Source organism: Desulfobulbus rhabdoformis (genome assembly GCF_016919065.1).
Taxonomy (GTDB): Bacteria; Desulfobacterota; Desulfobulbia; order Desulfobulbales; family Desulfobulbaceae; genus Desulfobulbus; species Desulfobulbus rhabdoformis.
This window is the reverse complement of record NZ_JAFFQA010000038.1, coordinates 24,354-50,779: the sequence shown is the minus strand read 5'-3', so window position 1 is coordinate 50,779 and position 26,426 is coordinate 24,354. Positions and strand designations below refer to the sequence as shown.

Genomic DNA, 26,426 nt, shown 5'->3' with positions numbered 1-26,426 from the left:
AAAAAATCGATTTTTACCTTCAAGGCTTTGTCAAGAAAAAAATACGCTACTCCTGATTAATTTTTCGTTTATTTTTGATGAGTTAATCGCGTCTAAGCTCGTTGCCGAGGCGCTCGGAGAGCAGCCGTTTTGGAACCAAGCATGTTCTCTAAAAGTTTACGAAAACCAATTCCCTCGTACCCCATAAAAACAGGGCATTACGGGATAACGGGAAGTGCTGATCCAGACAGACCTTTCTTTTCAGGCGCAGAACTATTCGCGGGAACGAACACTAACCTAGTCGAAATCGCGCAGATTAATCCACAGCATCGTGAGCAGGACCTCCCTACAAGATTGACTGACGCACTAATGAACTCCTGCAGCCACAGATCTGACTCAAAGGAGCTTGAAGGAGCGGCTTGGACCATATTTGCCGAACTGATTGATAATATCTTTTCGCACAGCGGAACTCAACTTGATGGCTATGCTTCACTTCAACTATATCGAGGAGGTAACAACCTTAGCGTCGCTGTCTCTGATAGTGGCATCGGAATTTTGGAGACATTAAGACCATCGTTAAAAAATGAATCACCGTCCCTAGCACAGCTATCCGATGTAGATCTTTTAGTTGAAATCTTCAGACAAGGCATATCGCGTCATGGAGCAGACAGAGGTTGCGGACTTAAAGGAAGTGCTGCAAAAGCGATTAAGTTTAGAGCCAAACTCGACGTCAGACTTCCAACCTCTAGAGTAGTGCTCGCACCGTCCTCAGATGGCTATAAACCGAATACGGCTTATTGCTACGATTCTCTCCCGCTAATCTGGGGAACTCATATATGTTTCAAATTTGCACTTGACTAATCACTCCATTCTGATTAAATTAACACAATGAACGAGATTCGTGCAGTCATAAATCTTCGCAACCTCATGAGTAGCCCCGATGGTTGGGGCCGCTCGCAAGGCCGCGAAGTCTATAACCGATTGATTGACTTTGTAGAGTCAAAACCCGGTGTCATGATATTCCACATTGCTCTTGCTGATGTGAGACGCATAGATTTCTCGTTCGCTTCTGAAACGTTAATTGAACTAGCAAGGAGATATCGAGGCAACAAAGGATTTTGTTTCATCGACCCAGTAGACAAAGATATGCTCGAAAATTTGGACGCAGCTGCTGAAAGAAAGCAGCAACCATTGACGGTCTGGAATGACGGTGAGTACAAAATCATCGGATTGCAACCAACGAAAGGCACTATCACCGCCCTTGAATTTGCGCTCAAACATAAAGAAGCTCGCGCTTCAGAATTTGTATCGACTAACCCGAATATAAGTATTGCAAATGCTAGCATGAAATTCAAACAACTATGGAATCAAGGATTTCTACTTCGTACGGAGAATGTCGCTGATAGTGGTGGAGTTGAATATGTGTACCACCGAATAAAATAGTTTTTTTTGTCGTGCCGTTAAACTCGTTCATTTAACGAGAAATTTGCTTTGTAGATATGGATCAACAAAGATCAAAAACTCAATCATGAGGTAGAAAATGAGCAACAGCCAAGCTGACCATGCACCAGGCCACAACAAAACAATCACAATAATTGTTAACGGAAGACCACGAGAAGTAAGTGATAAACGCATCTCTTACACCGAAGTTGTTCAACTCGCCTTCCCAGATGTTCAGCCAAATCAAGACATCGTTTATACAGTCGCTTACGACAATCCGCACGGAAAAGACGGAACTCTCGTGGACGGCCAGGAAGTGAAACTTAAGGAGGGTATGATATTCAATGTCACCAAGACCAATCGTTCTTGATCCTGACCTGGAACGACTCCAGAAAGAAGGTTACGCAGTAGAAGTTAGTCACGGACATGTATTAGTACATTCAGTGCCTTACGTAACATCACAGCGCGAAGTGAAACGAGGTATTGTTGTCACAAACCTCAATGGCAATGTCGGCCAATTAGGATCTCCAGCTGACCACCAAGTCTGGTTTGTCGGTGAATACCCGTGTCATCACACCGGAAAGCCCATAGAGAGTATTCGTCATTCATCACAACACTTTCCACTCTGGACAGGCTTTATTGCGCAACATCGGTTTTCAAACAAACCGCCTAACGGTTATCCTGACTTCTATTCAAAAATGAAGAGCTACATTTCAATCATCTCGAACGAAGCAAAAGTGATTGATCCTGCAGCGGATCCAAGGACGCATGAAGTCATAGTGTCTACAGAGGTAGACTCTGTTTTTAGATACTGGGACTCAGCTTCAACGAGAGCGAATATTCTTGCAGTCTCCGAAAAGCTTGCAATGAATCGTATCGCCATTATCGGGCTTGGTGGCACTGGATCTTATCTTCTCGACCTTGTGGCTAAGACTCCTGCACGTGAAATTCACCTCTATGACGGTGATAAATTTCTACAACATAACGCCTTCCGAGCTCCAGGTGCAGCATCAATAGAAGAACTTGAACAAGGATTACCAAAGGTAGATTATTACAGTAAAAAATATGACAAAATGCGTACAGGTATTTACCCGCATGATGTCTACTTAGATGAAGACAACATCTCTGAGCTTCAAGATTTCGATTTTGTATTCGTGTGTGTCGATAAAGGACCAGTACGAAAACTGCTGAGTCGGTTTCTCCAGAGGCAAGAAATACCTTTTATTGACGTCGGAATGGAGCTCCATGTACTTCCTGAAAACAACTGCATATACGGCACCTGTCGAGTAACACTCAGCACACCACAGCAGAAAGATCATTTTGCAAAACGTGCGACTATGAGTTCAGGCAGTGAGGGCGGTATATACGATAGCAATATTCAGGTCGCTGACATGAATGCTCTTAATGCTGCCCTTGCGGTCGCAAAATGGAAACAGTTTTGCACCTTCTACCAAGATTTGAGGCAGGTACATCATACGACTTATTCGATAAATAGCCACTCACTTACAAAAGATGAGATGCCCGAACTGACTGAAATAAAATGAAATCATTTTCTATAACACCAGAATTTGTGGATATCATTCCAGAGCATGTCCACGAACGGAAACTTTATATCTGTGAACGCTATAAAATTGCTGTCCACAAATGCTGCTGCGGGTGTGGTGAAGAAGTAGTCACACCATTAACTCCCGTCGATTGGTCAATAAGCAGGCATGGGGATAGCGTCTCAATGAGACCTTCAATCGGAAACTGGAGTTTCGACTGCAAATCACACTATTGGATTCGAAGAAATCAGGTGGTTTGGGCCGGTTCGATGACCGAACTAGAAATTAAGCGAGTCCAAGCGAAAGATAAAGCAGATAAAGAAGCCTACATCACAGCAGTCAATAGGCAAAAACATCAAAGGAAGTTGCCGCTCTCCTGGATATCGAATATTTGGAATGTGATAAAGAGTCTGTGGCCGTTTTAACGTGCGTTCCATTACAGGCGGTACTCAAACAACAAACGAGAGGTCCAACATGGCAAAACAAGAAGTAACAAGCAAGAAAGCAGCTTCAGCAGCATCGAAAACCCTGAGGAGCAAAACGGCGAGCAAAGCGGCAAAATCCGCTGCTGGATCGACACTATCACAGTCGAAAGCTCCCAATAAGGTTACTGGTGAAAAAGCCTCGTCTGCAGCCTCAAAAACTTTAAGGTCTAAATCAGCGAGCAAGTCTGCAAAATCCGCCGCCGGTTCGGCTCTAACTCAGAAACCATCGAAGAAAAAATAGGGAAATAATGCTACGAATCGTTTCATTCTTAGCACTCGCGTTTCTTTCATTCTTATACGCAGTAGGCTTCATTTATGATACCGGCTATCTTTTAGAATTTGGTTATGATTCAATTCAACTGCCGGCTCCACCTCAGGAATACCTTGTGTTCGGGAGTATTTTTATTCTTTCCGGGGTCGTAAAACAGTTTACTGTATTTTTCTACGGTATGGGTGTTATCGCGGCTGGCTACAAACCGGTTGAGCGGGCTTTAAATAAATCTAAACTATCAAGATATGTTGATGTTGAAAGCCTGCCATATATTATGACAGCCGCGATTCTGCCAATACTTATCTTATCAGTCGGCACTATACTTTCGTCTGGAAAGGCAGATGCGATTAAAGAGAAGTCCACTATTGGTATTCAGGAAATTACATATTTAAAAGAGACAAAACAGCACACCAGTAGTGGCTCAACAATTCGAAACAGAAACAATATGTTGCTGTTCTACGATCATAACAACAAACAGACTATCCTGACCCCTCACAGCAATGTCATGAAGAATGTATCCAACTTTTCTAGCGATAATTCCTTATAGGATCAAAAGTGAGAAAATTACAGATTTTTTTTGCATCCGAATCAAATCTCCAACAAATCGATTTATGGCCAATTTTTAAATGATTATCGAAATTATTTTACCAAAACAACCTGGTTTATTGATTGTTTTTCCGATTCTTGTCAGCCTTCCTTCTCACCCAGCTGTAGCGGACCGGATCAATCCTGAGTAGGTGATTACGCATCTCCTCCTGCTTTATTTTATCTGCACGCATAAAAATACTGCGCAAATCATCATCCACCGATTTTTCACTAGCACCCAGCTCAACAGCTTTTTTGTACCAAGCCTGGCCTAGATCGTAGTTGCCGATTTCAATATTCACCGCCCCCAATAGCGTGCACGGACGAAAATCCTTTGGGGTCAGCCGGTGTGCTTGGTCACCCAATCTGAGCGCATCGTCATATTCTCTCAGGTCACGTCTTACTCCACCATGGGTTGTGCAAACTGCAGATTTCAACCTTGAATTTTTAAGCTTTGACAATGCAATCGCAGTTAACATTGAATCAGCAATTTTCGCTCTCCCACACTTGCGATAGTGACTGCTTGCGTTGACTGCAGACCATGGATCTTTACTTTTCTTAAATTCACAAGCATAAAACTCGGCTTCAATCCTATGATATTCTTCCCTTAATTCAATGGTATAATATTCTTTACCTTTGGTTGAAAGCCAAACTATATCCTTTTCAGAGAGTCGTGTGCCTCTATCAACACGACGAAGGATATCCATAACCTTTGGGAAACAGTCTTCCTCTATAAAGTAAGACTTGCGTTTGCGGCCAGTAGGCTCAAAATCGCCAATTTTACCGTCCTCCAAAATCTTCTCTCTCGTAATTCCAAACAATTAGCCACTACCACATCTCGTGCCGAGTCCAAAACGTGTAGGCACACGAATTAAAATTTATTGCTTGATCATATAGGGTTAAAATGATATATGCGTAAGCATGTATCTCAGAACCACCAAACGCACCAACAAAGACGGCTCCACAGTCGAATATCTGCAGCTGGCACATAACGAGCGTCACCCGGACACGCGGAAGCCAGTCGCCAGAATCATCCACAACTTCGGTCGGGCCGACCAGCTTGACCGCCAGGAACTCGTCCGGTTGTGTACGTCCATTGCCCGTGTCTGCGGCGTGCAGGTCACCGATCCTTTCGCTCAAGACGGCGTGTCGCCGACAACTCCGGGAAGCTGTATGCCGGCTGACATGAAAATCAAGCAGACATTCGCCCTTGGCTGTGTCTGGGTGATCGAAGCACTCTGGGAACGACTCGGCTTGAAGAAAACGCTCAAGGACATTGAACGAGCAACGGAGGCCGCCGTTCCCTATGAGCGAGCGTTGTTGGCCATGGTGGCCAACCGGTTGTCCGACCCCGAGTCTAAACTCGGTGTCTGGGACCGTTGGCTCTCCTCCGTCTACCTGCCGTCCTGCACATCGCTCAAGCTGCGGCAGCTCTACCAGGCCATGGACGTGCTCCACGATCATGCCGAAGCGGTGGAGAAAGCCGTCTTCTTTAGCACGGCCAATCTGTTCAATCTGGAGGTGGATCTGATCTTCTACGATACCACTACCGCCTCCTTCCATATCGACGCCGAAGATGACTCCGATTCTGAAGAAAGTGCTGCCTTGCGTAAGTTCGGGCACAGCAAAGAAGGGACTTGGTCGCCACAGGTGGTGATCGCCCTGGCCGTCACCCGTGACGGCATCCCCGTGCGCAGTTGGGTCTTCCCCGGTAATACCGCCGATGTCAGTACAGTGGAGCAGATCCGGGCCGATCTGCGCGGCTGGAACCTGGGCCGGGCAATGTTCGTTGCCGATTCCGGCATGAACTCCGCTGACAACCGGTCCGAGTTGGCCCGGGCCTGCGGCAAGTATCTGCTGGCCTGCCGGATGGCCACTACCTCTGAGATCAAGCGGGAGGTACTGAGCAAACGCGGCCGCTATACGGTATTCCGAGACAATCTCCAGGCCAAGGAAGTGATCGTTGGTGACGGCGAGCGTCGCCGGCGCTACATCCTGTGCTACAACCCCAAGGAGGCCAAGCGGCAGGCAGCGCATCGACAGATGATCATCGACCTGCTGGAAGCTGAGCTTGGCAGGCACAAGAACCAATCGACTTCGGCTCAGTGGGCTATCGAACTGCTCGCCTCCCGCCGCTTCAAGCGGTACCTGCGCACCACCAAATCCGGGCTGCTGCGTATCGATCGACAGGCCGTTCGTGATGCCGCCGCCTACGACGGCAAATGGGTGATTGAAACCAATGACGACACCATCAGTCTGGAAGATGCGGCTTGCGGTTACAAGGGCCTGATGGTCATCGAGCGTTGCTTCCGTTCGCTCAAGCGAACCCAGATCCGGCTGACTCCGATGTATCACTGGGCTCCCCGACGCATCGAGAGCCATGTGAAAATCTGTGTGCTGGCACTGCTCATCGAGCGGGTTGCCGAACTGGCGTGTGGCAGATCGTGGCATCAGATTCAGCGGTCGCTGGACACGCTCCAGGTGACAGAATTTTTTGATTTAAAATATCGTGTGCTCATGCGCAACGAGCTCTCCAATGAAGCAAAAAAGATATTAAAATCATTAAACATTAGCCCTCCCAAGCAGGTTCTCCACCTGGAAGAAATAGCCTGAGATTTGTAGACACACGCCTCGTTTTGCCATTCCTCGCGAGGGCAGTGGTGCCGTGGGATTGCGCCGATTCATAAACTTACCGACCGCAAACCCAAGTAAGAGAGCTCATATTTAGCCCTTAATTCATTCTGCTTGGCCCTTGCAATATTCTTTGGATCACTGTCAAAGGCTCGCTTTTTCGCAGCTGCTATTTCTTGCTCCCGTCTCATCCTGGCCTGTAAGGCCTCTCGTTTTCGCGTCTGTTCGGCCTCCTCTCTAAGGGCCTTTATTTCAGCAACAGAACAGCGTTGATGTTTTTCTTTTTCAGCTGCTTTCAAATAATCGGGAAACGAAATTTCCTTTCGAGCATAGCGAGATAGTGAGAGAAAACCTTCTTTGCGTAAATACTCCAGAGTAAAATTGGAAAGCAACTGACCAGATTCCAACTGCTCCAGTATTTTAGTCATACGACTTCCAGGGATTGAGGCACCACGGAGGTCCTCAACTTGATATTTGACTGCCACCTCCAAAAGAGTAGGCTTTCCTATAGAAGTTTCTTGATTCTTCATCGCCGTTTGGGATCATTTCCACTTGATATCATGCAGCTCCTCACTCTGTGCTACTTACACTACTCATCCTAACACTGTTCCCTTAAATATCAAATAAATCCAACACATCCTTGAAAGTCTTGCCTCCAACCTGCATAAACCGTCCACCCTTTCGGAAAAAGGTTATAGAACGTACAAAAACAGGATCACTTTCCTCTAGACCAAAAGGATGTGAAGCTCATGCAGGAAATCATGCTCCTTTTTGCCGAAAAATATGGGTTGACCATCAATGAAGTCATGGCTGAGATGGAAAAGGTACTCTCTGCAATTCTCTCCCAGTGGTACCGGCTTGAAGTGATGGTCACCTTCCGCCATGATCTCAAGCCCGAAGCCGTAGCATTCGAAAAAGTTGGTGGCATAGTTCTCCAACGAGTTATCGATTTAGAAAAAATGCGAGGCACAAACTCTATTCTCAGACAATTGGAAAAGAGTCTGTCCATGGCAGCGGTGCTTAAGCAAACCAGGCAGTACAAGTATTATGAAAAAGAAATACGTTGGGGCGATATCACCGTCATTGATTGCGAAAAAAACTATCATATTGAGATTGAGATCCTCCCGGGAAAAACCGTAACAGCTATCTGTCCTCTCAATCGCGTTGGTCTTCACGATCAAAATTCTTCTTCCTTTTCGATTGGAAAGAAACGGGCCTTTCATATTCGCAGAGTAGACCCTGTCGTACTGAGCGGTACCCCAAGGCTGAAAGTAATGCTCGATCGGGTATCTAAATACCTTGTCGAGGCATTGCTAAAGGAACAGCTTGTTGGTGTTGCAGATAACATCACTATTCGTTGCACTAAACGATATGTGGGGCAAAAGAGTTTTGTCGTAACCTCCAGACGCATCCCAAAATCTGCAATTGTCGCCGTTTCCAAGGAGCTTGGAGAGCCATTACAGGTCAAATTTACTCAGAATCAGCGATGTTCTTGAAAGCGAGGAAGAAAAAAGGCCTGTGGACACATATCGGCACCGGTGTCCACCTTGATCGCCTAGAGACTATTGTCGAATTGGGCTTTCCTGATCATTTCCGCAAGGGGCATTTCTGGTGTTTCGGTACAACCCGGGTTGGAAAAACACGGTTGATGGAACACATCATCGAGCAGGACATCAGCAAGGGTTATTCAGTGGTGGCAATTGACCCAAAGGGGGACATTGATCTCTTTTCAAAGATCACGCAACTGGCCGACGCTACCGGACGTCTCCATGACCTGATGTTGATTACTCCGATATTCCCCCAATACAGCGCCATCCTTGATCCCCTTTCCTCATATTACATGCCGGAAGAATTGGTCGCACATATCACGGCAGGGGTTGCAGTTGGCCGCGAACCATATTTTTTTGGAGTTGCCTATGAGGTAAGCCTGGTAGTGGTGCAAGCACTGATCATGCTAGCCGAGGTGAACGGGGCGACCCCTTCCTTTAATCTCAACGACATTAAAAATCATATCAGCCACCAGGACCTGGAGCGGCTCAAAGAGCAACTTGATTATATCAACACCCCGGAAGCAGAGCAGCTCTCCAGGGATATGCAGAAAATTCTCTCGACTCCTGCAGACTACTATTCCAAAGTCGCTAGTTCTCTCCGTGTAGCTTTGACCGAGTTGACGTCCGGCAATGTGGGTCAGATCATCGGCAAGGCGGATGAGAATCGTTTCATCAAGCGACTGGAACAAAACAAAGGAATCATTCTGGTCGTGCAGCTGGGGTCACTCCTGACCAAAAGAGCGGCATACACCGCCGGCAAGGTGATCATCTCCATGATACAGGCCTTTGTCGGCCGGGTTTACTCCAGCGGTAAAAGCGTCACTCCTCCCCTGGTCCTCCATATCGATGAGGCCCAGTCAGTACTCTACAACGGTATCGAAGACCTCTTTGCCAAAGCGGGTGGTGCAGGCGTCTATATCCACGGCTATTGCCAATCGATCAGCCAGCTATATGCAGAGGTAGGAGAAGACCGTGCCAACACGATCCTGGATAACTGCAATACCAAACTGTTTATGCGGGTACCGGATGCAAACACTGCAAGCTATGTTTCCAGGCACCTTGGTGAAGAAAAGCGTTTTTCACCAATTATTTCTGTCGGCGGCGGACTATCGATACGTGAGACCGAGGAAGTCCGCATCAAACATACTGAGGTCCTGAACATGGCGGCTCGGGAGGTATTCCTGAACACCTATTCCGGCACGTATAAGGGCAAGACGGCAACAGTGCCTGACAGCAAGCTCAAAGTTACTTTTCCTGATCTGGCTGGAACGACGCTGACGATGGCAAACCGTGAGAGATGAAGGAGGCAATACAGTGCATCATCGATTGGCTCACAGCAATTGGCTGGAATGGCAGCTTTCTGATTCTCGCAGTTCTGCTCATTTTTACCTTTTTTGCAGTTTTAGCCTTTAGCAGGAAGAAGGAAACCGTTGTTCGTAACACGATTCATTTACGTGACTTGTCCAAAATATGGACAGAGGATGGTTCCGGAGAAGTCCATATTTCAGAACTCTCTCCTTTGTGGCGAGATGAGCAGTCTCTCGCTGCAAGCAGTAAAACCATCCTATTTCAGAATCCTCGGGTAACGTTATTCATGGAAAACATCCTTAACGGTGTTTGGTTTAAAAATTTTCCGCAGCAAAAGACTGTTTGCGCTCGGTTATTGTCCTTGCTCGACGAACAGGGTGAGTGCCCTTCGGTTGTTGACATTCGTGGAGATGTAGAAGGAGGATGGGATGAGAACACGTACCAACTTCTGGCCAGAATAAGCCTACTGGATCATTCTCTCAACGTCGCGGAAGAGGTGGTCCAACTGCTCTCTGAAAACAAGGCATGGCATGTTATCCCCGACACAATGATAGCAGCCCTGGCCCACGATATGGGCAAACTTGAATCCATGCGAGGGTATCTCTATTCCGTGGGAGAACATCCTCTTGCCGCCGGGCGCGCATTTACCGGAATCAGCGAGTTCGAAAAACTTCCCAAGAAGGATGAGATTCTTCAGGCAATAAAACTCCACCACAAGATGCCAAAAGGATTGCTCGGCAAAACACTGAAAAAAGCCGACCAGAAGGCAAGGCAGAAGGAACTTGAGAGTACCACCCTACAAAAAGATTTTGCGGATACAAAAGAACACGCGCCACCACTATCAGCTACCACGATTGATCCAGGCACAAATAACAATGCAGCATGGCAAGCTCAAGCAGACATATATAACCAAGAACACAATACCAACTCCAGAAAGCCAAAAACCGCGCCGCAAATGGTCGACATTTCATCATGGTTCGAGGCTTCACAATTCTTGGACAACTTGAAACCCTATATAAACAAGATGTTTGGCCGCAGGTTTCTGGCGTTTTCAATGCCCGATGGCCGGGTCTATTTCCAGGCCAAGGTGCTTGAAGAGGTGGCGCGAAAAATGGCGGAACAAGCTGGGTGCATGGAAATCGCCACCATGGCGAACAAGGACGAATCCATGCGAGGCGTCTTATACACTATCGTTCATCAGCTCCGAGCAGATCACAATGTAATCGACCGAGGGCTGATAAAAGACACCTTTTTCGGGGGATACTTTAATGTAACCCGGAAAATCGGCAAAACTATCAAAGGGTACTACACACCATTCCATGCAGAGCCTTTTGGATCCATTGCTGAAATGGAACAGGTCAAACCACAGATGTTGCGGGATATCATTAAAGTCAGTCCCTATCTCGACGACGATCATTCCGAGGGCGATGACTGATGGGCAGAGAATGGGAGAACAAAGGGCAGAATGACACCAACGCCCAGATTATTACGACCGATGGTGGCAGGATATACAGGCCCAAGAATCTCCTCAGTGCCATTTCCGAGGTTCAACAATTTTACGTCATCGAAAGCAAGGGGCAGAACATACCGGCTGAATTTCTCACCCTGGAGCGTACCTTAGATTTTTTTAAGATAGGATTGAAAAGCGGCTTTCACGAAGGGTTTGTAATGGTCTTGCTCTTTCCGGTATTTCATTTTTATCTTTTCCCTTTTGTCTTCAAACAGTTGGATTGGTTCAGCCACTTCATTTTCGGCAGTATCCCTTACCTCGTGTTGCTGGTGAACACAGGCATGTGTTGCTATATCAGCCGCTATTATGTCGGCAACATCACCAGAAAGGCTATCAACTCATTGCTCATGGGAAGGGCAATGTCTCTATTGCTCAAAGCTTTCCTTGTATACGTGATCTACCTTGTGCTCTACCGGATAAGCACACCTGAGAATATCTGGCAACTCGCCCAGAATTTTGGGACCAAAGCCAAAAGCATCTATATCGGCTTCTTTGAGATTAAACCCCATTTACTGCCCGTCGCGACGGAAACCGCCGGCATCATGTTGGTGGCCGCAATATTCCCGTACGGGTCGGTGTACTTTCTGGATTTATGGCATAGACATCAAGTCAAAAAAAACAAAAGGACTATTTCAGCGTAACTGTAGGAGGTGTAGATGGCCGAAAGAAACGACACTAAACCGTCTTGGCAGGAAATCCAGGAGAAAAAAATCAATATGGCCAAAGAGCGTGGCTCCCGGGTATTGAAAGTCAACTCTCCCCTTGGTTCAACCATGTTCGATATTCTTCGACAATTTGACATGGCATATGCGCACTTCAAAGCCAAACTTGGGGAAATGAATGGCATTTCCCACGAAGAAGGGGAAGAGCTCATGGCTGAAGGGCGAGAAATTGTTATGGCTTTCTCAGACTATACGGCGAGATTAAGCAAAAGAATCCGTTTTCGTTACTACACTCCCCGAGAGATCGATGCATTTATGAAGACTGAAGGTGAGGAAAGTCAAGAATAAGCTTGCAAGACAAGGGAGGCCTTGCTATTCCAACCAACATGCCGTTTTTACAAACATTAAATCAAGGACTCAAGGGATCATTATGAATAAAGCCGACCTCATTGAAAAAGTAGCAAAAGATTGCGATATGACAAAGGCGCTAACAGAACAGGTATTGAACAGCATACTGAATACCATCACCGATGCTGTTGCGGCTGGTGACAAAGTTTCTCTGATTGGTTTTGGCACCTTTTCTGTTAACAACCGTGCCGCTCGTCTGGGCCGTAATCCTCAGACAGGGGAAAGCATACAGATACCAGCCAGGAAAGTGGTGAAGTTCAAAGCCGGTACTAAGCTGATCGATTCGGCAAACATATAACAATTCGAAGAATCCGGTGACGAAGGTATAGCAAGTTTATGGGTAAACAGCGTAAACTTGCTATAGGTTCAAATGCATTACAGGGACTGATCATCCATTAACTATGCGCTTCCTCTCAAATTTTATGGAAAGGGTTACATTTCGCGCATCACCTTCATTGAACAATCCCCCCTGCCATAATCAAGCTATTTTTTAGCAGCATTCCGCCCTAAATTGCCTATTTTATCGATAGCTTCCAGTTTATGGTCATGGAGTAAATGAGTGTATCGCTGCACCATCTGCAAGGTTCTGTGACCTAAGATATCAGCGAGAGTACGGATATCAACTCCAGCCATGATCAAATGACTGGCGGCAGTATGACGGAGGTCGTGCATATGTATATCAGGTAAACCGGCCCGCTTTTTGGCGGCATCAAAGGCTTCCCTGAATTTTATTCCTGGCCTCGCTTTAACCCTGTCTGTCTGCAGCTGTCCCTCATCCAAGAAGACCAGTTTTCCATCCTGTCCTCCAGCGAGTTCTTTCAGCTTGGATAGTTCGGCTACAAGCTCTTTGGTTAGTGGTACCCAGCGGGAATCTTTATTCTTGGTATCAGGTAGATAAATTACTCTTTTCTCGAAATTGATCTGACGCCAATACAAACCGGCAGCCTCAGATGCCCGCATTCCTGTATGTAAAAGTGTCAGAATGAAATAGAAGAGACTTTTGTTTCTGGCTTTACGACAAGCATCCAACAGTTTGGAAGCTTCTTCTTCTGTCAAAAAGCGGGTTCTTCCACGAGGCGGAGCTGGGCGCTCTATCCCGGAAACAGGATTATCGACAGGAATTCCCCATTCTTTTTTAGCTTTTGTGAAAAGATGTGAAAGCAAAGCCAACTCTTGCCGGACTGAATATGCTGAAACCTCCTTCAGCCTGCTATCCCGGTACTGAGCCACGATAGAAGTGGAAATGGAGCCGAACGGTGTTTCTGCTCCAATTTGCTCCACTAGTCGGGCCGCAGAGGCCTTCTCCCGCATATGGGTGGTGACAGCCTTGTTGCAGGAAATAGTGTCGAGATATTTTTCTATGGCCTGGCCAAAATTCACATTCATCGCCAAGCGTGGATCGTTGTACTTCTTGGCCTTGATACTCTCCTCGGTTTTGGCTGCCCAGGCAGATGCCTCACCTTTCGTATCGAATGTCCGGCATACTGACGGATATCCTTTAATGCGGACGGTCGCAAGGTAGCTCCATCCATTCATTTTTTTACGCTTCGTAATCCGGGCCATATTTTTTGCTCCAATTTTGCTCCACTTGAAGAACAAAACATAGCAACAAACAGCAAATGATCACAGGAGATGAAAAAAATCAGCCACACATAAAAAAAGGGCTTTATCCTGATATTACAAGGATAAAGCCCTAAAGTCAACTGGTGCCGGAGGTCGGAATCGAACCGACATGACCTTGCGGTCGCTGGATTTTGAGTCCAGTGCGTCTACCAGTTTCACCACTCCGGCATAAATGTGCGACTCTATTTACCTTAACCTCCTTTTCCCTGTCAAGGGGAAAGGTTGAGTTCTGTGAACTCTACCTCATTTTGCAAGGCATCCGATGCGAATCGGGAGTTTTTTTTACTCAAAAATCCTCATTTCTGACCGGACACTAGCCAAGCCTTGTGGGAGATAGGCATTGTTCACAGAGCAAACCGGACAACGCGTGAGAGAGTTGTTCGAGGGTATAGGGCTTTCGCAGGTATCCGGAGGGCTTCTCTCCCGAGAATCGGGTGGTCACGTCTTCTTCTGCATAGCCGCTTGCCAGCACTATTTTTGCGTTGGGATTCAACTGCCGGAGTATTGTAAAGGTTTCTTGGCCACCCATTTTCGGCATGGTGAGGTCGAGGATAACCAGATCGATCTCTGGTCGGTTTTTCTGGTACATTGTAATGCCTTCCATCCCATCTCGGGCGATCAAGACATCCAGTCCGAGCGCTTCAAGTTGCCCGGTGCAAACATCGAGGACGATTTGCTCGTCATCAACCAACAGCACCTTGCCTACAAAACCTTCACTTTTTTGCTCTGTTGTGTTGGTCCCATCAGTCTCTTCCCCTTCTGTGTTGCCGAGTGCCGGGAAAAAGACAGTGAAGGTCGCCCCTGCGCCGGGCTCGGAATTAACCCTGAGACCGCCATCATGGGACCGGATAATACCAAGAATAGCTGAAAGCCCCAGTCCACGGCCGGTGAATTTGGTGGTAAAGAACGGCTCAAAGATGTGTTCCAGCGTCTTTTTGTCCATGCCGGGGCCATTGTCAGAGACCTCCAGCGTGATGTACAGACCTGGATGTGTGGGCTTAATCACAAAATCGTTTGTGAAAAAATCGAGCGGGCAAAACATGCTGTCGGTCGAGATATTGATAGTGCCGCTTCCTTCTCCAACCGCATCGGAGGCATTTATGGCAAAATTCATTAATATCTGGCGCATCTGCGATGAATCTCCGACCGTCATCGGAAGGTTTTCTTGAAGGTTCAGGTTAAGCACGCAGTTTTTTGAAATGGAGGTTTTGAGTATCTGGGCCATTTCTCGGACCAGCTTGCTCATGGAAAACTCCTTTTCCTCGATCTTTCCCTGCCCGGAATATGCCAGTAACTGTGTACAAAGGTCCGCTGCTTGAAGAGACGCGCTCTTGATGCTTTCCAGGTTTTTCGTGGCAGGGGTAGGTTTGGAAAGTTTCAGTAAAGCTAAATCAGCGTGACCGAGAATAGCCATGAGCAGGTTGTTAAAATCGTGGGCAATGCCTCCGGCCAGCACCCCGAGACTTTCCAACCGTTGTGTCTGCTCCATGCGTAGCTGCATGAGTTTGTTCTGTTCCTCGTGCTCAACCTGTTGCGTAATATCGTTGCTGACAAGGACCGCCAGTTCCACAGCGCCTTGCGCATTGAAAATCGGGACACCGGAAAGCATTAAAATCCGTTCGTACTCTTTGTCTAAGCGTTTGACATGGTACGTTTCTCCATCGAGATACTCGCCCTTGAGAACTCTGGTGGGGGAAGGCCATTCATTGTACTGAAGGACCCTGAGGGCGGGATAGGTCTGGACAACAAAATGTCGAGCAATATACTCTCTGCTGAGCTGCTTTTCCTCTCCCTCGTCAAACTCGTAGATTTTTAGGTGCTTATTGTTGGCATAAATTTGATTCCCGGAAGCGTCGAAGACCGCGACACCACTGCTGACGTGGTCAAGAATGGTCAGCCATTTGGCCTGTTCCCGCTCGGCTTGATCTTTTGCCTCCTGGAGGATGCGTGTCCGCTCGGTGGTGTTTTCCGCATAGAGTATCATGCCACCGATATCGCCCGTCGCGTCATACCAGGGGTGACACTCCCAACTGGTGTAGCGGATTGATTTATCGGGCATTGTGTACTTGTCGTTGTCGCTTTTGACAACAGAGCCATGCAGTGCCTGTTGATGGGCGTCATGAAATTTCTGGGGCAAGGCCGGAAAGAGTGCATAATGGTTTTTTCCTATGACCTGCTCTTCACTGAGCCCGAAATCATTCAGGTGCTGATCGCTGCAGGCAAGGTAGACCATGTTTTTATCAAAAATTGCTGCCGAAATGGGCAGCGTTTGATGAAACTGTGTATCCATTCCTTGCAAAAAGTTCCGCCAGGCACAGCGTACTCTGAACTGCTTTTCTGGTTATTCGTCTCAGAACCCCTTTCTGTCATGACAGACTACTCTTCAGGATACCAGCCGCTCCCCACAAAGGGTGGCAATATTCTCTGTGTAGCCGGTGGCTGGAAATCAAAAAAGATAACATTACTTACAGAATTATAGAGCCAAACCGAAAGAAGAGCAAAGTAGGAAAACGTAATAACGGCAATGCCCTCGCCCCATTAAGGCTGAACATGGGGCAGGCGGGAGAAAGATTTTGTTTCCTGTAATTCTATATGCAGCACAAAAAACATTGCATTTCACTCTGTTCATGGCAGAGTGCTGCCACGTTGCTGAACCCGTAAGCATTTATGCGCCCCAACAGTATGCGGCGCTGCCCTTTTCTTTTTTCCGGTTGTTTATTCATGGCCACATCCTCCCCCTCGGTTTCTCCGCGTGCTGCCGCGGTTGACATGCTCTGCCTCTGGGCATCAACCCACAACTCCGTCGATCTTTTGTTTCATGATGCCATTGAACAGGTGGCTGACATTGATCGAGCTTTGGTGAAGACCTTAGTGTACGGTGTCTTGCGGCAAAAGGAATATCTAGATCAGATCATCCGCCGTTTCTCCAAACATCCGCTACGTAAGATGAAACCGCGCACCCTGATGGTTCTGCGCATTGGCGTCTACCAGCTACTTTTTCTGAGTCGCATTCCCGAATCTGCGGCAGTCAACACCACGGTCAATGCCCTGAAAAGCTCCAAACAGCCATCCTGGCTCATTGGTTTTGTCAATGGAGTTTTGCGCAATGTTGCCAGAAAACGAAGTTCCTTGCCTTCGGCCCAGCAATTAGCCGAAGCAGACCCGCCTGTGCTCAATCATCCAGCCTGGATGATAAGCCGCTGGCAAAAAGAGTTGGGCATGGAAAAGGTGCGCGCGATCTGTGCTGCCAACAACCATGAACCTCTCTTGAGTTTGCGGGTCAACCGGCGTAAGGGAAGCCGTCAGGCACTCAAAGAGCTGATGGAAAAAACAGGGATCAAGGTTGAAAACGGATTTTTCAGCCCCCAGGCGCTCATTGTCAAAGAGTATCCTGGCTCAGTCGTCTCCTTGCCCGGCATGGCCGAAGGGCGATTTCAGGTGCAGGATGAGGCGGCCCAATTGGCCTCGCTATTGGTTGGGGACCTGCCTGAGGGAGCACGTGTGCTCGATGGCTGTGCAGGCCTTGGCGGGAAAACCTCGCACCTGGCGGAGATGTTACCCCTCGGTGGATCCGTAACAGCTGTGGAGCCGGATAGCCGCCGTTACCGACTTTTGCGGGAAAATATTCTTCGTTTGGGGCACCAGAAGGCTGTTATCGCGGTGCGCTCGAATTTAGAGAATTTTGCTGCCACTCGGCCCAGAGCTTTCGACGCCATTCTCATTGATGCCCCCTGTTCGGGAACCGGCGTTATTCGTCGGCAACCCGATATTCGCTGGAACCGTACCCCTGAAGATTTTATCCAGTATCAGGTGTTGCAACTTGGGTTGCTGGCCACGGCTGCAAAGCTCTTGAAGCCCGGTGGCGTGCTTGTCTATGCGACCTGCTCTTTGGAGCCAGAGGAAAATCATCGAGTGATTGAGCAGTTTCTTGATCAGTTGCCCGCATTCACCATGGAAGACGCCCGAACCTTTCTCCCGGAGAATGCACATCGTCTCATCGATGGACACGGATTTTTACGGCCAAACCCCGCTGATGGTCTGGATGGTTTTTTTGCAGCACGTCTCACCGCTGCAGGCCGCTTGTAGTTTACCCGATCAGTGTTTATAATCCCCACTTACAAACACAATCCTAACATCTGAGGCCGGAACCAAATACCGGCTGTTGCAGATAAACCCGAATCCGTGACGGCGGGTGGTTACTAAACAACGCATCTTTTTAATAAGACGACGTATTTTCAAATTCATGTATTGTTCAGTTGCACCCACCGCCCTTTGGGACATCCATTAGCACGCCACCTTTATTGCCTGCAACATACCGATAAAGTTTACTTTAATCGGCATGTCACAAACAACGAAACTGGCGCACTGATGAATGCTCACGGATTCAGGATAAAGAAAATCGACAAAGGTATACCTCCCCGCAAGGCTGGTCTTGCGTGGAGTGCAATGTACATCTGAATCCCCCCAAACACTGCCCTTCAATGCAGGGACGGTCGGCCCAGGCATATTCCCTTAAAGCCTGCCATCCGCTGTTATTGAGCGAGAAGGAGAGTTCGACAATGGCTGAAATAAAATCGACCATGGACCTGGTTATGGAGCGCGCCGCCCGTATGGGCATGGCCACGCCAGAGGAAATGCGTCAGGAAGAGAATACCAAGAAGGGCATGCAGAGCACGGTCGATTTTTTAAACGGCAGCAAACCCTCCTTGGGGGAGATTCTTGGCGAATTTCCCGCAGCGGATCACGAGGTTATTGCCAAGGGCATGTTGCGATCGCTTGTCCGTAATCTCTTCTTGCCCCGCGACGAAGAAGGAATAGAGCGGTTGCAGCGGGCTATTGCCGGTATTGTTGAGCTCAACGCTGCCACGCCGGATGTGGGGGCGCTCTGTCAGGAGTTGCAGACTATTGCCTTGCAGTATGGTCAGCATCGTCAGCAGTTACGTGATCAGCTCGCGCAGCAGGTGCGGATGCAGATTGAGCAGGTGATGATGAGCAAAGGCATGCAACCCGACAGTATTGACTTTGATCCCACCACTGAGCCGCAATTCAAGGAGCAGTGGACCAAGCTCGAAGCCGATCTTGATGGACAGTACGGTCAGGCCCTGCAGCAGTTCAAAGCGCAGCTTTCCGCCTGGTTTGGGATCTGATTATGTATGCCCCCCAACAGGAGAGAATAGAGCGACTCCAAAAGAGTCTGCGACAACAAAAAATCGATGGATTGCTTGTCTCGCAGCCGGATAATCGCCGTTACTTAAGTGGGTATACCGCACCCGATCACGGTATTCAGGAAACCGCAGGCTATCTCCTGATACCGGCATCGGGCAACCCCATTCTTCTCACTGATTCCCGCTTTACCCTCCAGGCGGAAGCAGAGGCCCCGCTCTATACGGTGGAGACCTACACCAAAGGGATGTTGCAGGCGGTGGAAACCCTTTGCCATTCTCTGGAGGTTCAGACCCTGGCCTTTGAAAGCGAGTATTTTCTCTACTCGACCTTTCAGAAACTGGAGAAAATGGCAGCCAGCCGAGAACTGACGCTCAAGGCCACATCCAACCTGATTGAGCAGTTTAGAGCAATTAAAGATCCACAGGAATTGGAGTTGCTCAGGCGCTCCCAGGCGCTGAATGAAAAGGTCTTTCAGGCGGTCTACCAGACCATTGAGCCTGGCATGACCGAGCGGGAGATTGCCCTTGCCCTCGAGCTGACCATGGGGGAGATGGGGGCTGAGGGACCAAGCTTTGAGACCATTGTCGCCTTTGGTACCAACGCGGCCAAACCCCATGCCGTACCCACGGATCGGGTCCTGGAGCCAGGCGATCTGGTGCTGATCGATATGGGGCTTATTCTTAATGGCTACTGCTCGGATATGACCCGCACCTTTGTGGCGGGCAAGCCTGATCAGACATTTATTGAACGTCACCGGGTGGTGCGCCAGGCCATGCTTGCCGGGATTGGTGCCATCCGCGCCGGTGTCACCGGTGTGGAGGTGGACCGGGCGGCCCGTCAGGTGCTCAACGATGCTGGCTACGGCGATGCCTTTGGGCACGGGCTTGGGCATGGAGTGGGCATTGCGGTCCATGAAGATCCCCGGCTCTCTCCCCGTGGGACCAATACGCTGGAGACCGGTATGGTGGTCACGGTTGAACCGGGATTATACCTTGCTGATTGGGGCGGTATTCGCCTGGAGAACATGGTGATAGTGCAAGAGGACGGTGCAGAGGTCATCAACACGGATACGACGAGTCTGGATTTGTAAAAGGCGTGAGGGGCTCGAGAGGAGAATAGGCCCTGATCTGGCGTGCCGAGTCAAAGGGGGACCGGCTTGCCTGGTTGCATCGATTGAATGATTACCCACCCCAGCCAGCAGGAGTTGCATGTCCGCTGATAAACATTTTGTTCTTGATACCAATGTGTTGCTGCATAGTAACGCGGCGATCACCTGTTTTGCCGATAATACGGTTGTCCTGCCGATGACGGTGATTGAGGAGCTCGACAAGTTTAAAAAGAACAACGACGAGCTCGGGCGCAATGCCCGCCAGGTTATTCGTACCCTGGATCAACTTCGTGGTCAGGGGAGTCTGGGAAAAGGCGTCCCCACCGAAGACGGCGGGAAGGTCTGGATCACCATGGAAAAGGAGGACGACTGCGGCACCTGCATCGACCTGAATATCCCGGATAATCGAATTATCGCCACCGCCTACCGGCTCCATAAAGAGGGCAGGCGGGTTATTTTTGTTTCAAAAGATATCAATGCCCGACTTAAAGCCGACGCACTGGGCGTTGCGGTGATGGATTTTGAGCAGGAAAAGGCGGATTTTGACCAGCTCTATACCGGTTGGCGCCAGATAAAGGTCAGCGCATCGAAGATCGACCATCTCTACAAGGGAAAGGAGCTTGAGCTTGCGGATGAAGAATTCCTTCCCAATGAGTTTGTCTTGTTGGTGGACGCTCAAAATGAAAAGCATACCGCCATTGGCCGTGCAAGCAAGGCGGGCAACCTGCTCAGACCCCTGAACCCGGTGTTTGACAGCGCCTTCAATCTTCGTCCGCGTTCCATGGAACAGCGGGTTGCCCTGGAGTTGCTCATGGACCCGGAGGTGGCTCTTGTGACGCTTGTGGGGCAGGCCGGTACCGGCAAGACTCTGCTCGCTCTGGCTGCCGGTATGGCGAACTCGATCAAGGCGGACAAGTACGAAAAAATGCTGGTTTCCAGACCGGTGATTCCCCTGGGCAAGGATATTGGCTATCTTCCTGGGAGCAAGGATGAAAAAATGAAGCTGTGGATGCAGCCCATCTTTGATAATCTGAGCTATCTCATGGGGCTGACCAACGGCGGCAAACAGGATGCCGCGGCCGAACTCGGCATCAAGCGACTCCTGCGAGAAGACCGCATTGAGCTTGAGGCCCTGACCTATATCCGTGGGCGTTCTATTTCGCGTCAGTATGTGATTATCGATGAGGCCCAGAATCTGACTCCGCACGAGGTGAAAACCATCATCAGTCGTGCCGGAGAGGGCACCAAGATGATCCTTACCGGAGACCCCGAGCAGATTGATAACCCCTATCTCGACGCCAGCAGCAACGGGCTGAGTTACACCGTGGAGAGACTCAAAGGGCATGAGACCTGTGGGCACATTACCCTGACCCGTTCCGAACGCAGCCATCTGGCCTCGCTGGCGGCTGAGTACCTGTAAGAAGCTGGTGCACGTAATTTTTAGTGCTCAGGCGACACTCTACACAAAAAGGCAGTAAAGGAAGCAAAGTATGCGACAGTACATGATTGACGAGATCTCGTTTCTCGAACGCGATTCCCTGGATAGTTACCTGAAACGGACCCTGAAACCCGGCGGACTGGAGGGGGTGTATTTTCTTGAAATTCCCCCCGACCTGATCGGCCCGGAGCAGATTGGCCATGGTGACTGTGCACCTTTTTACTGCACCGTGGTGCTGGAAGAAAGCGCCATTCGCTTTGAGCTGTTGGTGCGTAGCGGCAGCAATATGCATTGCACTTGTATCGCCCAGGCCACTGCTGCCCAACGTCAGTTTGTGCTCGATTTTGCCGACCGTATGCTCAAAGAGGAGATGATCAGCGCATGAACGTGACCGATATTCCCCTGGAAGAACGCATAATCTTTGCTCTGGACGTGGCCGACCCCCGCAAAGCTATAGCCTTGGTCGATCGTTTATCTGACCATGTTCGTTTTTTTAAAGTGGGGATGCAGCTCTTTTTCTCCGGTGGCTGGAGTGTGGTGGAGCACATTGTCCGCAAGGGCTGTAAGGTCATGCTTGATCTCAAGCTCTATGATATCCCGGCGACTGTGAAACTGGCGGTTGAGCAGTTTGCCGATCGTGGGATTTCTCTGACCACTGTCCATGGCTACAGCCCGGTGGTGGAGGCGGCCCTGGAAGCGGATACCGGCATCCAGATTCTCGCGGTCACTGTTTTGACCAGTTTTGGCAAAGAACAGGTCAGCGAGTTGCAATACCAGGGAACCGTCGAAGATCTGGTGCTGCAACGCGCACGCACTGTGCTCAGCGTCGGCTGCCATGGCATTGTCTGTTCCGCCATGGAGGCACCATTGCTGCGCCAGCAACTGGGCCAGGAATTTGTTATGGTGACCCCGGGAATTCGACCGGCAGGTGCTGATCTCAACGATCAACAGCGAGTCGCCACGCCAGGACGGGCCATTGCCGATGGCTCGGATTACCTGGTAATAGGTCGCCCCATCCGCGACGCCAAAGATCCCGAGGCCTGTATCAGCGCAATTCAACGGGAGATAGGCCAGGCACTGGCATAACCTCAGCTTGCACTTCCAAGGGCGGTCGCAGCGGAAGAGGCTGTGCGCACAACCAAAAGACCATGAGGAAACGTCATGTTGATTGATTTGTTACGCAGCAGAAGAAGTATTCGTCGTTTTACAGATCAACCCATTGAGCAGGAAAAGCTGGATCTCCTTCTGGAGGCGGCCCTGCGTTCTCCCTCATCCAAAGGATTCAATCCCTGGGAGTTCGTGGTGGTCAGGGAGGCAGAGCGAATTGAGGCACTTTCCAAAGCCAAAAGCCACGGGGCTACCTTTCTGGCCGGGGCACCGCTGGTGATTGTGGTGTGTGCTGATACCAGTAAAAGTGATGTCTGGATTGAAGATGCCTCTATTGCCACGCTGCTTGTTCATCTGGAGGCGGCAGATCTTGGCCTGGGAAGCTGCTGGGTACAGTTGCGCCTGCGTGACCGTGAAGATGGAACCTCATCGCAGGACTATATGCGCTCGCTTCTTCGTTTACCCGAGGGCGTAGAAGTGCTTGCCATGGTGGGAATCGGTTACCCCGAGGGGCGTAAAGAGGGGCATCCCACCACCTCGCTTTTAACCGCGCAGGTCAGCTATGAACAGTTTGGCCAGAAAAAGGACTGAAAACCGCACCGCACTCAAATTTTTTTGAGTGCGGTTTTTTTTACCCTTCAAGCCGCCAGGCTTAACAGCTTCTCCCCTCTGCCAGCTCGATGCGGTTTCCGCCTTTGTTTTTAGCCAAAAACATGGCGTCGTCTGCCTCTGTCACCACCGTCTTTATCTCCGAATCTGTTCCATATTCCGCCAGGCCAAAGCTTGCGGTCACCTTCATTGCAGTCCCTTCTGCATAAAATAAGCTTTCCCCGATACGGTCCCGAATTTTTTCTGCCACCAGCAGTCCGCTGCAGAGCTCTGTCTCAGGGAGCAGAATGACAAACTCCTCGCCCCCCCAACGAGCCACTGAATCCTGGCCGCGGAGCATGCTTTTCATGCGGACTCCGGCTTCGATGAGGATGGTATCGCCAGCATCATGGCCGAGCTGATCATTTACCTCTTTGAAGTGATCCAGGTCGATAAAGAGCAGGGTGAAAGGCATATGATTACGTTGGCAGCGTACACTTTCATGCTCCAACCGTTCCATCATGGCCCTGCGGTTATAGAGTCGGGTGAGCGGGTCTATCATTGCCGCCTCTTCCAGGGCATTCTGGGCGATGATACGCTGGGCTATTTCGTGGCTGATGCGGGTATTGACCTCATTGAGGTCTTCAGTGCGCTGGCGGACCCGTATCTCCAGCTCATCCTTTGAGTATTGCAGAGCCGTGAAGGCCTCCTGCTTCACCTGTTCACTGAGGGCCAGAGCAGTCGACATCTCGTTAAAGGCAATGAGGAGCTGGTCCAGCTCATCATTGGTTCGTAGAGAGATCTGCTCATCAAGTTTGCCTCGGGCAATGTCTGTGCACCGGGTGATGGCCAGATCAATGGGCCCGGTAAAACGTGAAGCCAGGTACCGGGAAAAGAGAAATGCCAGGGCTATGGAAGCCAATAGAGAACAGATGCCAGAAATTCTTAAACTTCTGTACTTACTGTTGACTTTGTCGGCTCGCATGTCCAGGCCTACCAGGTATTCGCCTTGTCCGTTTTTCAGTGGCGCATACCCGGAGAGAAATGATCCCCATTGGTCGGTGTTGATCTTTTTATCCACGCTGACACTGGTAAATCCCTTGAGCAGGCTCGATAACACAGCGGTGTACTCCTGTCCGGGCATGGCCTGCTCCTCGGATTCATCCGAGTCGATCACAAAAAAGACTTTTTCCCCCTGTTGGCGCATCACATAGAGAAAGGCGATATCAGGGTTCATTCTTCTGAGCTGCCTGAGCTGTTCCAGGGGCTTGAGATACTGCGTTTTTGCTGTATCCGCTTCGGTTGCTATGTCACGAAGACTGTTAGCATCAATCATCTGGCTGATTAAGGCAGCACTTGATTGCAGTCGTTCCTGCAGACCGGTGAGCAGGCTATCGGCCGCGCTGGTGTAAAAGTAGGTGCCAATGCTGCCGGAAACAAGAAGGACAGCAAGTGCATGGCTGAAAAAGAGCTTTAAACGAATGGAGATTTTGGCGTTCATGGGAGGTCTCTGAGGCTTTGGCAAAGGGGATATACCCTGAATCCGTGCCAGCGGGTGAAGCTGAACAACACGAGAGATGATTTAAAAATCTTTGTATTATTAAAAAGATATGTCGTTGGGCGGCCTCTCCGTCGTCACGGATTCAGGAATAATAACGACATAATATCAAAAAGTATTCTAGGGGAGGCCTGCTGTTTTTAGCAAGGAGGGATTTTAACCTGCATGCAACCTAAATCCTTAATCCCATGTTCGGAATATAAATTTTGTGGCATGTAGCGTGAAGATATTTGTATTTTTTCTCTTGCCAAATCATAATGATAATCATTATTATAAAAGGCAACCCCATTGAAACCTACTCTCTTACCACAGGAGATTGAGTATGAAAAAATTTTATGTTGTTCATAATGGCGAGGCAAAGGTTGTTGATACAAAAACTCTGAATTCCTACCCGTTTGTCTCCGAGGCCGCAAAAGAGTCCAGTGACAGATTCAGCGAGGATTGGCATGCACACAATGCAACCAGCACTCAGTGGTGTGTCGCCTATGCAGAAAATGATCGTGAAGCTGTCGAGTTAACCGATAAAAGTTCTCGTGGCCTGGTCGCGAAGGAAAATGTCTGGTGTGAAGTGAGCCGCGTTCCCTACGAAGAACGGGTGAAGTAACAATTGGAGTCACAAAATTGTCCCCTGAATAAAATTCCAAATCCGTGAGTATTCTTGTGAGTATTCTTTTAACAAATGCTTATTTCTTGAAGAAGATGTGTAATTCAGCGGCAATTAGCCGTCACGGATTTAATGAATGCTCAGGGAAAAAGCGCAGAAAGTTTTTGGCAGTCGCCATTCTTCTGGGAGTGGCGACTGCTCTTGAATTTTTTAAACCTGTCGTATGTTTGGGCGACCCCATGGTTCAACCCCTTGGAATAGTGTGAGAAATTGAAAAAAATGGGCGGGGGTGGCACAAAGAAAATTAAAGAGTTGATTGCACCTGCGCCTAAAAAGTTTACAATCTAAATATATCTCAAAAGATGTTTGCCTGAAACGACAGACACCTCAACTCAGAAGGGCATTTTATAATGCCAAAGAAAAATAGAACATGAGGAGGTTTTTTTATGTCGTACGCATGTCGGCAGTTGGAACTTGGAAGAACCGGATTGGTTGCTGAATCCAAAGTCAAATGGGAAGGCTCACCTATTCCTCAACCGTACATTTACTATCGCACAACGTCCACTGTTGCCTACGCAGAACTTTGTGCGCCAGGAGACGTGCTGGATGCCCACTGGAGCGAAATCGTTGCAGCGGCCATCTCGGCAGGAAAGGCGGTTGGTGTGGAAAGAATTGCGAATGAACCCTACACCGCGCTGGAAGCTTTTACAGCAAGTTTTAATGAACAGCTTGGCCTGGGAGGTGTCGCCGGTGGCGATAAAATCCTCATTACTCTCTCAGCAAGACAGCAGCCCAATAAAGAGTGGCATAAATAACCTCAAAATTCGCGAACATTCTCGGTGCGGCAGGTGTTGCTGAACC

Annotated in this window: 28 protein-coding genes and 1 tRNA gene; 23 read left to right on the top strand and 6 right to left on the bottom strand. The window is 49.0% G+C overall.

What is annotated here, in order from left to right; genetic code table 11:
* The 7 genes from JWJ90_RS17320 to JWJ90_RS17290 form a co-directional block, all read left to right on the top strand.
* On the top strand, positions 1-187 hold a 187-nt coding region (locus tag JWJ90_RS17320), incomplete at its 5' end, for a hypothetical protein (RefSeq protein ID WP_205228473.1).
* 680 nt (positions 188-867) lie between these two features.
* Positions 868-1,422: a hypothetical protein gene (locus JWJ90_RS17315; RefSeq protein ID WP_205228472.1), complete on the top strand. Its 555-nt coding sequence runs from the start codon at positions 868-870 to the stop codon at positions 1,420-1,422.
* Positions 1,423-1,519: 97 nt separating this feature from the next.
* Positions 1,520-1,789: a multiubiquitin domain-containing protein gene (locus JWJ90_RS17310; RefSeq protein WP_205228471.1), complete on the top strand. Its 270-nt coding sequence runs from the start codon at positions 1,520-1,522 to the stop codon at positions 1,787-1,789.
* Entirely contained in the window at positions 1,764-2,963 is a 1,200-nt protein-coding gene (locus JWJ90_RS17305; RefSeq protein ID WP_205228470.1) for a ThiF family adenylyltransferase, read from the top strand. Before JWJ90_RS17310 ends, JWJ90_RS17305 begins: the two co-directional genes overlap by 26 nt.
* The gene (locus JWJ90_RS17300; RefSeq protein ID WP_205228469.1) at positions 2,960-3,388 is read left to right on the top strand and encodes a ubiquitination-like system serine protease family protein; all 429 of its coding nucleotides are present in this window, start codon (positions 2,960-2,962) and stop codon (positions 3,386-3,388) included. The genes JWJ90_RS17305 and JWJ90_RS17300 overlap by 4 nt, the downstream gene beginning before the upstream one ends.
* A gap of 49 nt (positions 3,389-3,437) precedes the next feature.
* A complete protein-coding gene (locus tag JWJ90_RS17295; RefSeq protein WP_205228468.1) occupies positions 3,438-3,689 on the top strand; it encodes a hypothetical protein in 252 nt (83 codons plus the stop codon).
* Between the two features lie 7 nt (positions 3,690-3,696).
* Positions 3,697-4,266, top strand: coding sequence for a hypothetical protein (locus JWJ90_RS17290; RefSeq protein WP_205228467.1), 570 nt, complete (start codon positions 3,697-3,699; stop codon positions 4,264-4,266).
* A 115-nt stretch (positions 4,267-4,381) separates the two neighbouring features.
* Here JWJ90_RS17290 and JWJ90_RS17285 read toward each other — a convergent pair whose 3' ends face one another.
* Positions 4,382-5,125 (bottom strand): tetratricopeptide repeat protein, encoded by a 744-nt coding sequence (locus JWJ90_RS17285; RefSeq protein ID WP_205228466.1) that lies wholly within the window; start codon positions 5,123-5,125, stop codon positions 4,382-4,384.
* Between the two features lie 100 nt (positions 5,126-5,225).
* Here JWJ90_RS17285 and JWJ90_RS17280 point away from each other — a divergent pair, with 100 nt between their 5' ends.
* Positions 5,226-6,917 (top strand): IS1634 family transposase, encoded by a 1,692-nt coding sequence (locus JWJ90_RS17280; protein ID WP_205228465.1) that lies wholly within the window; start codon positions 5,226-5,228, stop codon positions 6,915-6,917.
* Positions 6,918-6,985: 68 nt separating this feature from the next.
* Here the strand turns inward: JWJ90_RS17280 and JWJ90_RS17275 are convergent, their stop codons facing one another.
* A complete protein-coding gene (locus tag JWJ90_RS17275; RefSeq protein WP_205228464.1) occupies positions 6,986-7,363 on the bottom strand; it encodes a hypothetical protein in 378 nt (125 codons plus the stop codon).
* A gap of 321 nt (positions 7,364-7,684) precedes the next feature.
* On the opposite strand from JWJ90_RS17275, the gene JWJ90_RS17270 reads away from it, so the two are divergent.
* From JWJ90_RS17270 to JWJ90_RS17245, 6 genes are all read left to right on the top strand, one after another.
* A complete protein-coding gene (locus JWJ90_RS17270; protein WP_205228463.1) occupies positions 7,685-8,431 on the top strand; it encodes a hypothetical protein in 747 nt (248 codons plus the stop codon).
* Positions 8,422-9,786 carry a type IV secretory system conjugative DNA transfer family protein gene (locus JWJ90_RS17265; RefSeq protein ID WP_205228462.1) on the top strand — a complete coding sequence of 455 codons (1,365 nt, stop codon included), beginning with the start codon at positions 8,422-8,424 and terminating at the stop codon, positions 9,784-9,786. The genes JWJ90_RS17270 and JWJ90_RS17265 overlap by 10 nt, the downstream gene beginning before the upstream one ends.
* Positions 9,783-11,228 carry an HD domain-containing protein gene (locus tag JWJ90_RS17260; protein ID WP_240195009.1) on the top strand — a complete coding sequence of 482 codons (1,446 nt, stop codon included), beginning with the start codon at positions 9,783-9,785 and terminating at the stop codon, positions 11,226-11,228. Before JWJ90_RS17265 ends, JWJ90_RS17260 begins: the two co-directional genes overlap by 4 nt.
* Complete coding sequence (locus tag JWJ90_RS17255; RefSeq protein ID WP_205228461.1) at positions 11,228-11,944, top strand: hypothetical protein; 717 nt, start codon at positions 11,228-11,230, stop codon at positions 11,942-11,944. Before JWJ90_RS17260 ends, JWJ90_RS17255 begins: the two co-directional genes overlap by 1 nt.
* A gap of 15 nt (positions 11,945-11,959) precedes the next feature.
* Complete coding sequence (locus tag JWJ90_RS17250; protein WP_205228460.1) at positions 11,960-12,313, top strand: recombinase; 354 nt, start codon at positions 11,960-11,962, stop codon at positions 12,311-12,313.
* Between the two features lie 82 nt (positions 12,314-12,395).
* Complete coding sequence (locus JWJ90_RS17245) at positions 12,396-12,671, top strand: HU family DNA-binding protein (protein WP_205228459.1); 276 nt, start codon at positions 12,396-12,398, stop codon at positions 12,669-12,671.
* 185 nt (positions 12,672-12,856) lie between these two features.
* Here JWJ90_RS17245 and JWJ90_RS17240 read toward each other — a convergent pair whose 3' ends face one another.
* From JWJ90_RS17240 to JWJ90_RS17230, 3 genes are all read right to left on the bottom strand, one after another.
* Positions 12,857-13,936 (bottom strand): tyrosine-type recombinase/integrase, encoded by a 1,080-nt coding sequence (locus tag JWJ90_RS17240; protein WP_205228458.1) that lies wholly within the window; start codon positions 13,934-13,936, stop codon positions 12,857-12,859.
* Between the two features lie 141 nt (positions 13,937-14,077).
* A tRNA-Leu gene (locus JWJ90_RS17235) sits at positions 14,078-14,164 on the bottom strand.
* 145 nt (positions 14,165-14,309) lie between these two features.
* Positions 14,310-16,286, bottom strand: a complete 1,977-nt coding sequence (locus JWJ90_RS17230; RefSeq protein WP_205228457.1) for a hybrid sensor histidine kinase/response regulator — start codon at positions 16,284-16,286, stop codon at positions 14,310-14,312.
* A 431-nt stretch (positions 16,287-16,717) separates the two neighbouring features.
* Here JWJ90_RS17230 and rsmB point away from each other — a divergent pair, with 431 nt between their 5' ends.
* From rsmB to JWJ90_RS17195, 7 genes are all read left to right on the top strand, one after another.
* Complete coding sequence (gene rsmB / locus JWJ90_RS17225) at positions 16,718-18,082, top strand: 16S rRNA (cytosine(967)-C(5))-methyltransferase RsmB (protein ID WP_205228456.1); 1,365 nt, start codon at positions 16,718-16,720, stop codon at positions 18,080-18,082.
* A 473-nt stretch (positions 18,083-18,555) separates the two neighbouring features.
* The gene (locus tag JWJ90_RS17220; RefSeq protein ID WP_205228455.1) at positions 18,556-19,143 is read left to right on the top strand and encodes a DUF6657 family protein; all 588 of its coding nucleotides are present in this window, start codon (positions 18,556-18,558) and stop codon (positions 19,141-19,143) included.
* 2 nt (positions 19,144-19,145) lie between these two features.
* On the top strand, positions 19,146-20,252 hold the full coding sequence (locus tag JWJ90_RS17215) for a M24 family metallopeptidase (protein WP_205228454.1): 1,107 nt from the start codon (positions 19,146-19,148) through the stop codon (positions 20,250-20,252).
* Between the two features lie 118 nt (positions 20,253-20,370).
* Positions 20,371-21,690: a PhoH family protein gene (locus JWJ90_RS17210; protein ID WP_205228453.1), complete on the top strand. Its 1,320-nt coding sequence runs from the start codon at positions 20,371-20,373 to the stop codon at positions 21,688-21,690.
* Between the two features lie 70 nt (positions 21,691-21,760).
* Entirely contained in the window at positions 21,761-22,093 is a 333-nt protein-coding gene (locus JWJ90_RS17205; RefSeq protein WP_205228452.1) for a hypothetical protein, read from the top strand.
* A complete protein-coding gene (pyrF, locus tag JWJ90_RS17200; RefSeq protein WP_205228451.1) occupies positions 22,090-22,794 on the top strand; it encodes an orotidine-5'-phosphate decarboxylase in 705 nt (234 codons plus the stop codon). The genes JWJ90_RS17205 and pyrF overlap by 4 nt, the downstream gene beginning before the upstream one ends.
* 75 nt (positions 22,795-22,869) lie before the next feature.
* Positions 22,870-23,406 (top strand): nitroreductase family protein, encoded by a 537-nt coding sequence (locus JWJ90_RS17195; RefSeq protein ID WP_205228450.1) that lies wholly within the window; start codon positions 22,870-22,872, stop codon positions 23,404-23,406.
* Between the two features lie 61 nt (positions 23,407-23,467).
* Here the strand turns inward: JWJ90_RS17195 and JWJ90_RS17190 are convergent, their stop codons facing one another.
* Positions 23,468-24,904, bottom strand: a complete 1,437-nt coding sequence (locus JWJ90_RS17190; protein WP_205228449.1) for a diguanylate cyclase — start codon at positions 24,902-24,904, stop codon at positions 23,468-23,470.
* A 379-nt stretch (positions 24,905-25,283) separates the two neighbouring features.
* Here JWJ90_RS17190 and JWJ90_RS17185 point away from each other — a divergent pair, with 379 nt between their 5' ends.
* Together JWJ90_RS17185 and JWJ90_RS17180 are read left to right on the top strand one after the other, a co-directional pair.
* Positions 25,284-25,565: a hypothetical protein gene (locus JWJ90_RS17185; RefSeq protein ID WP_205228448.1), complete on the top strand. Its 282-nt coding sequence runs from the start codon at positions 25,284-25,286 to the stop codon at positions 25,563-25,565.
* A 446-nt stretch (positions 25,566-26,011) separates the two neighbouring features.
* A complete protein-coding gene (locus JWJ90_RS17180; protein WP_205228447.1) occupies positions 26,012-26,380 on the top strand; it encodes a hypothetical protein in 369 nt (122 codons plus the stop codon).
* Positions 26,381-26,426 lie beyond the last annotated feature (46 nt).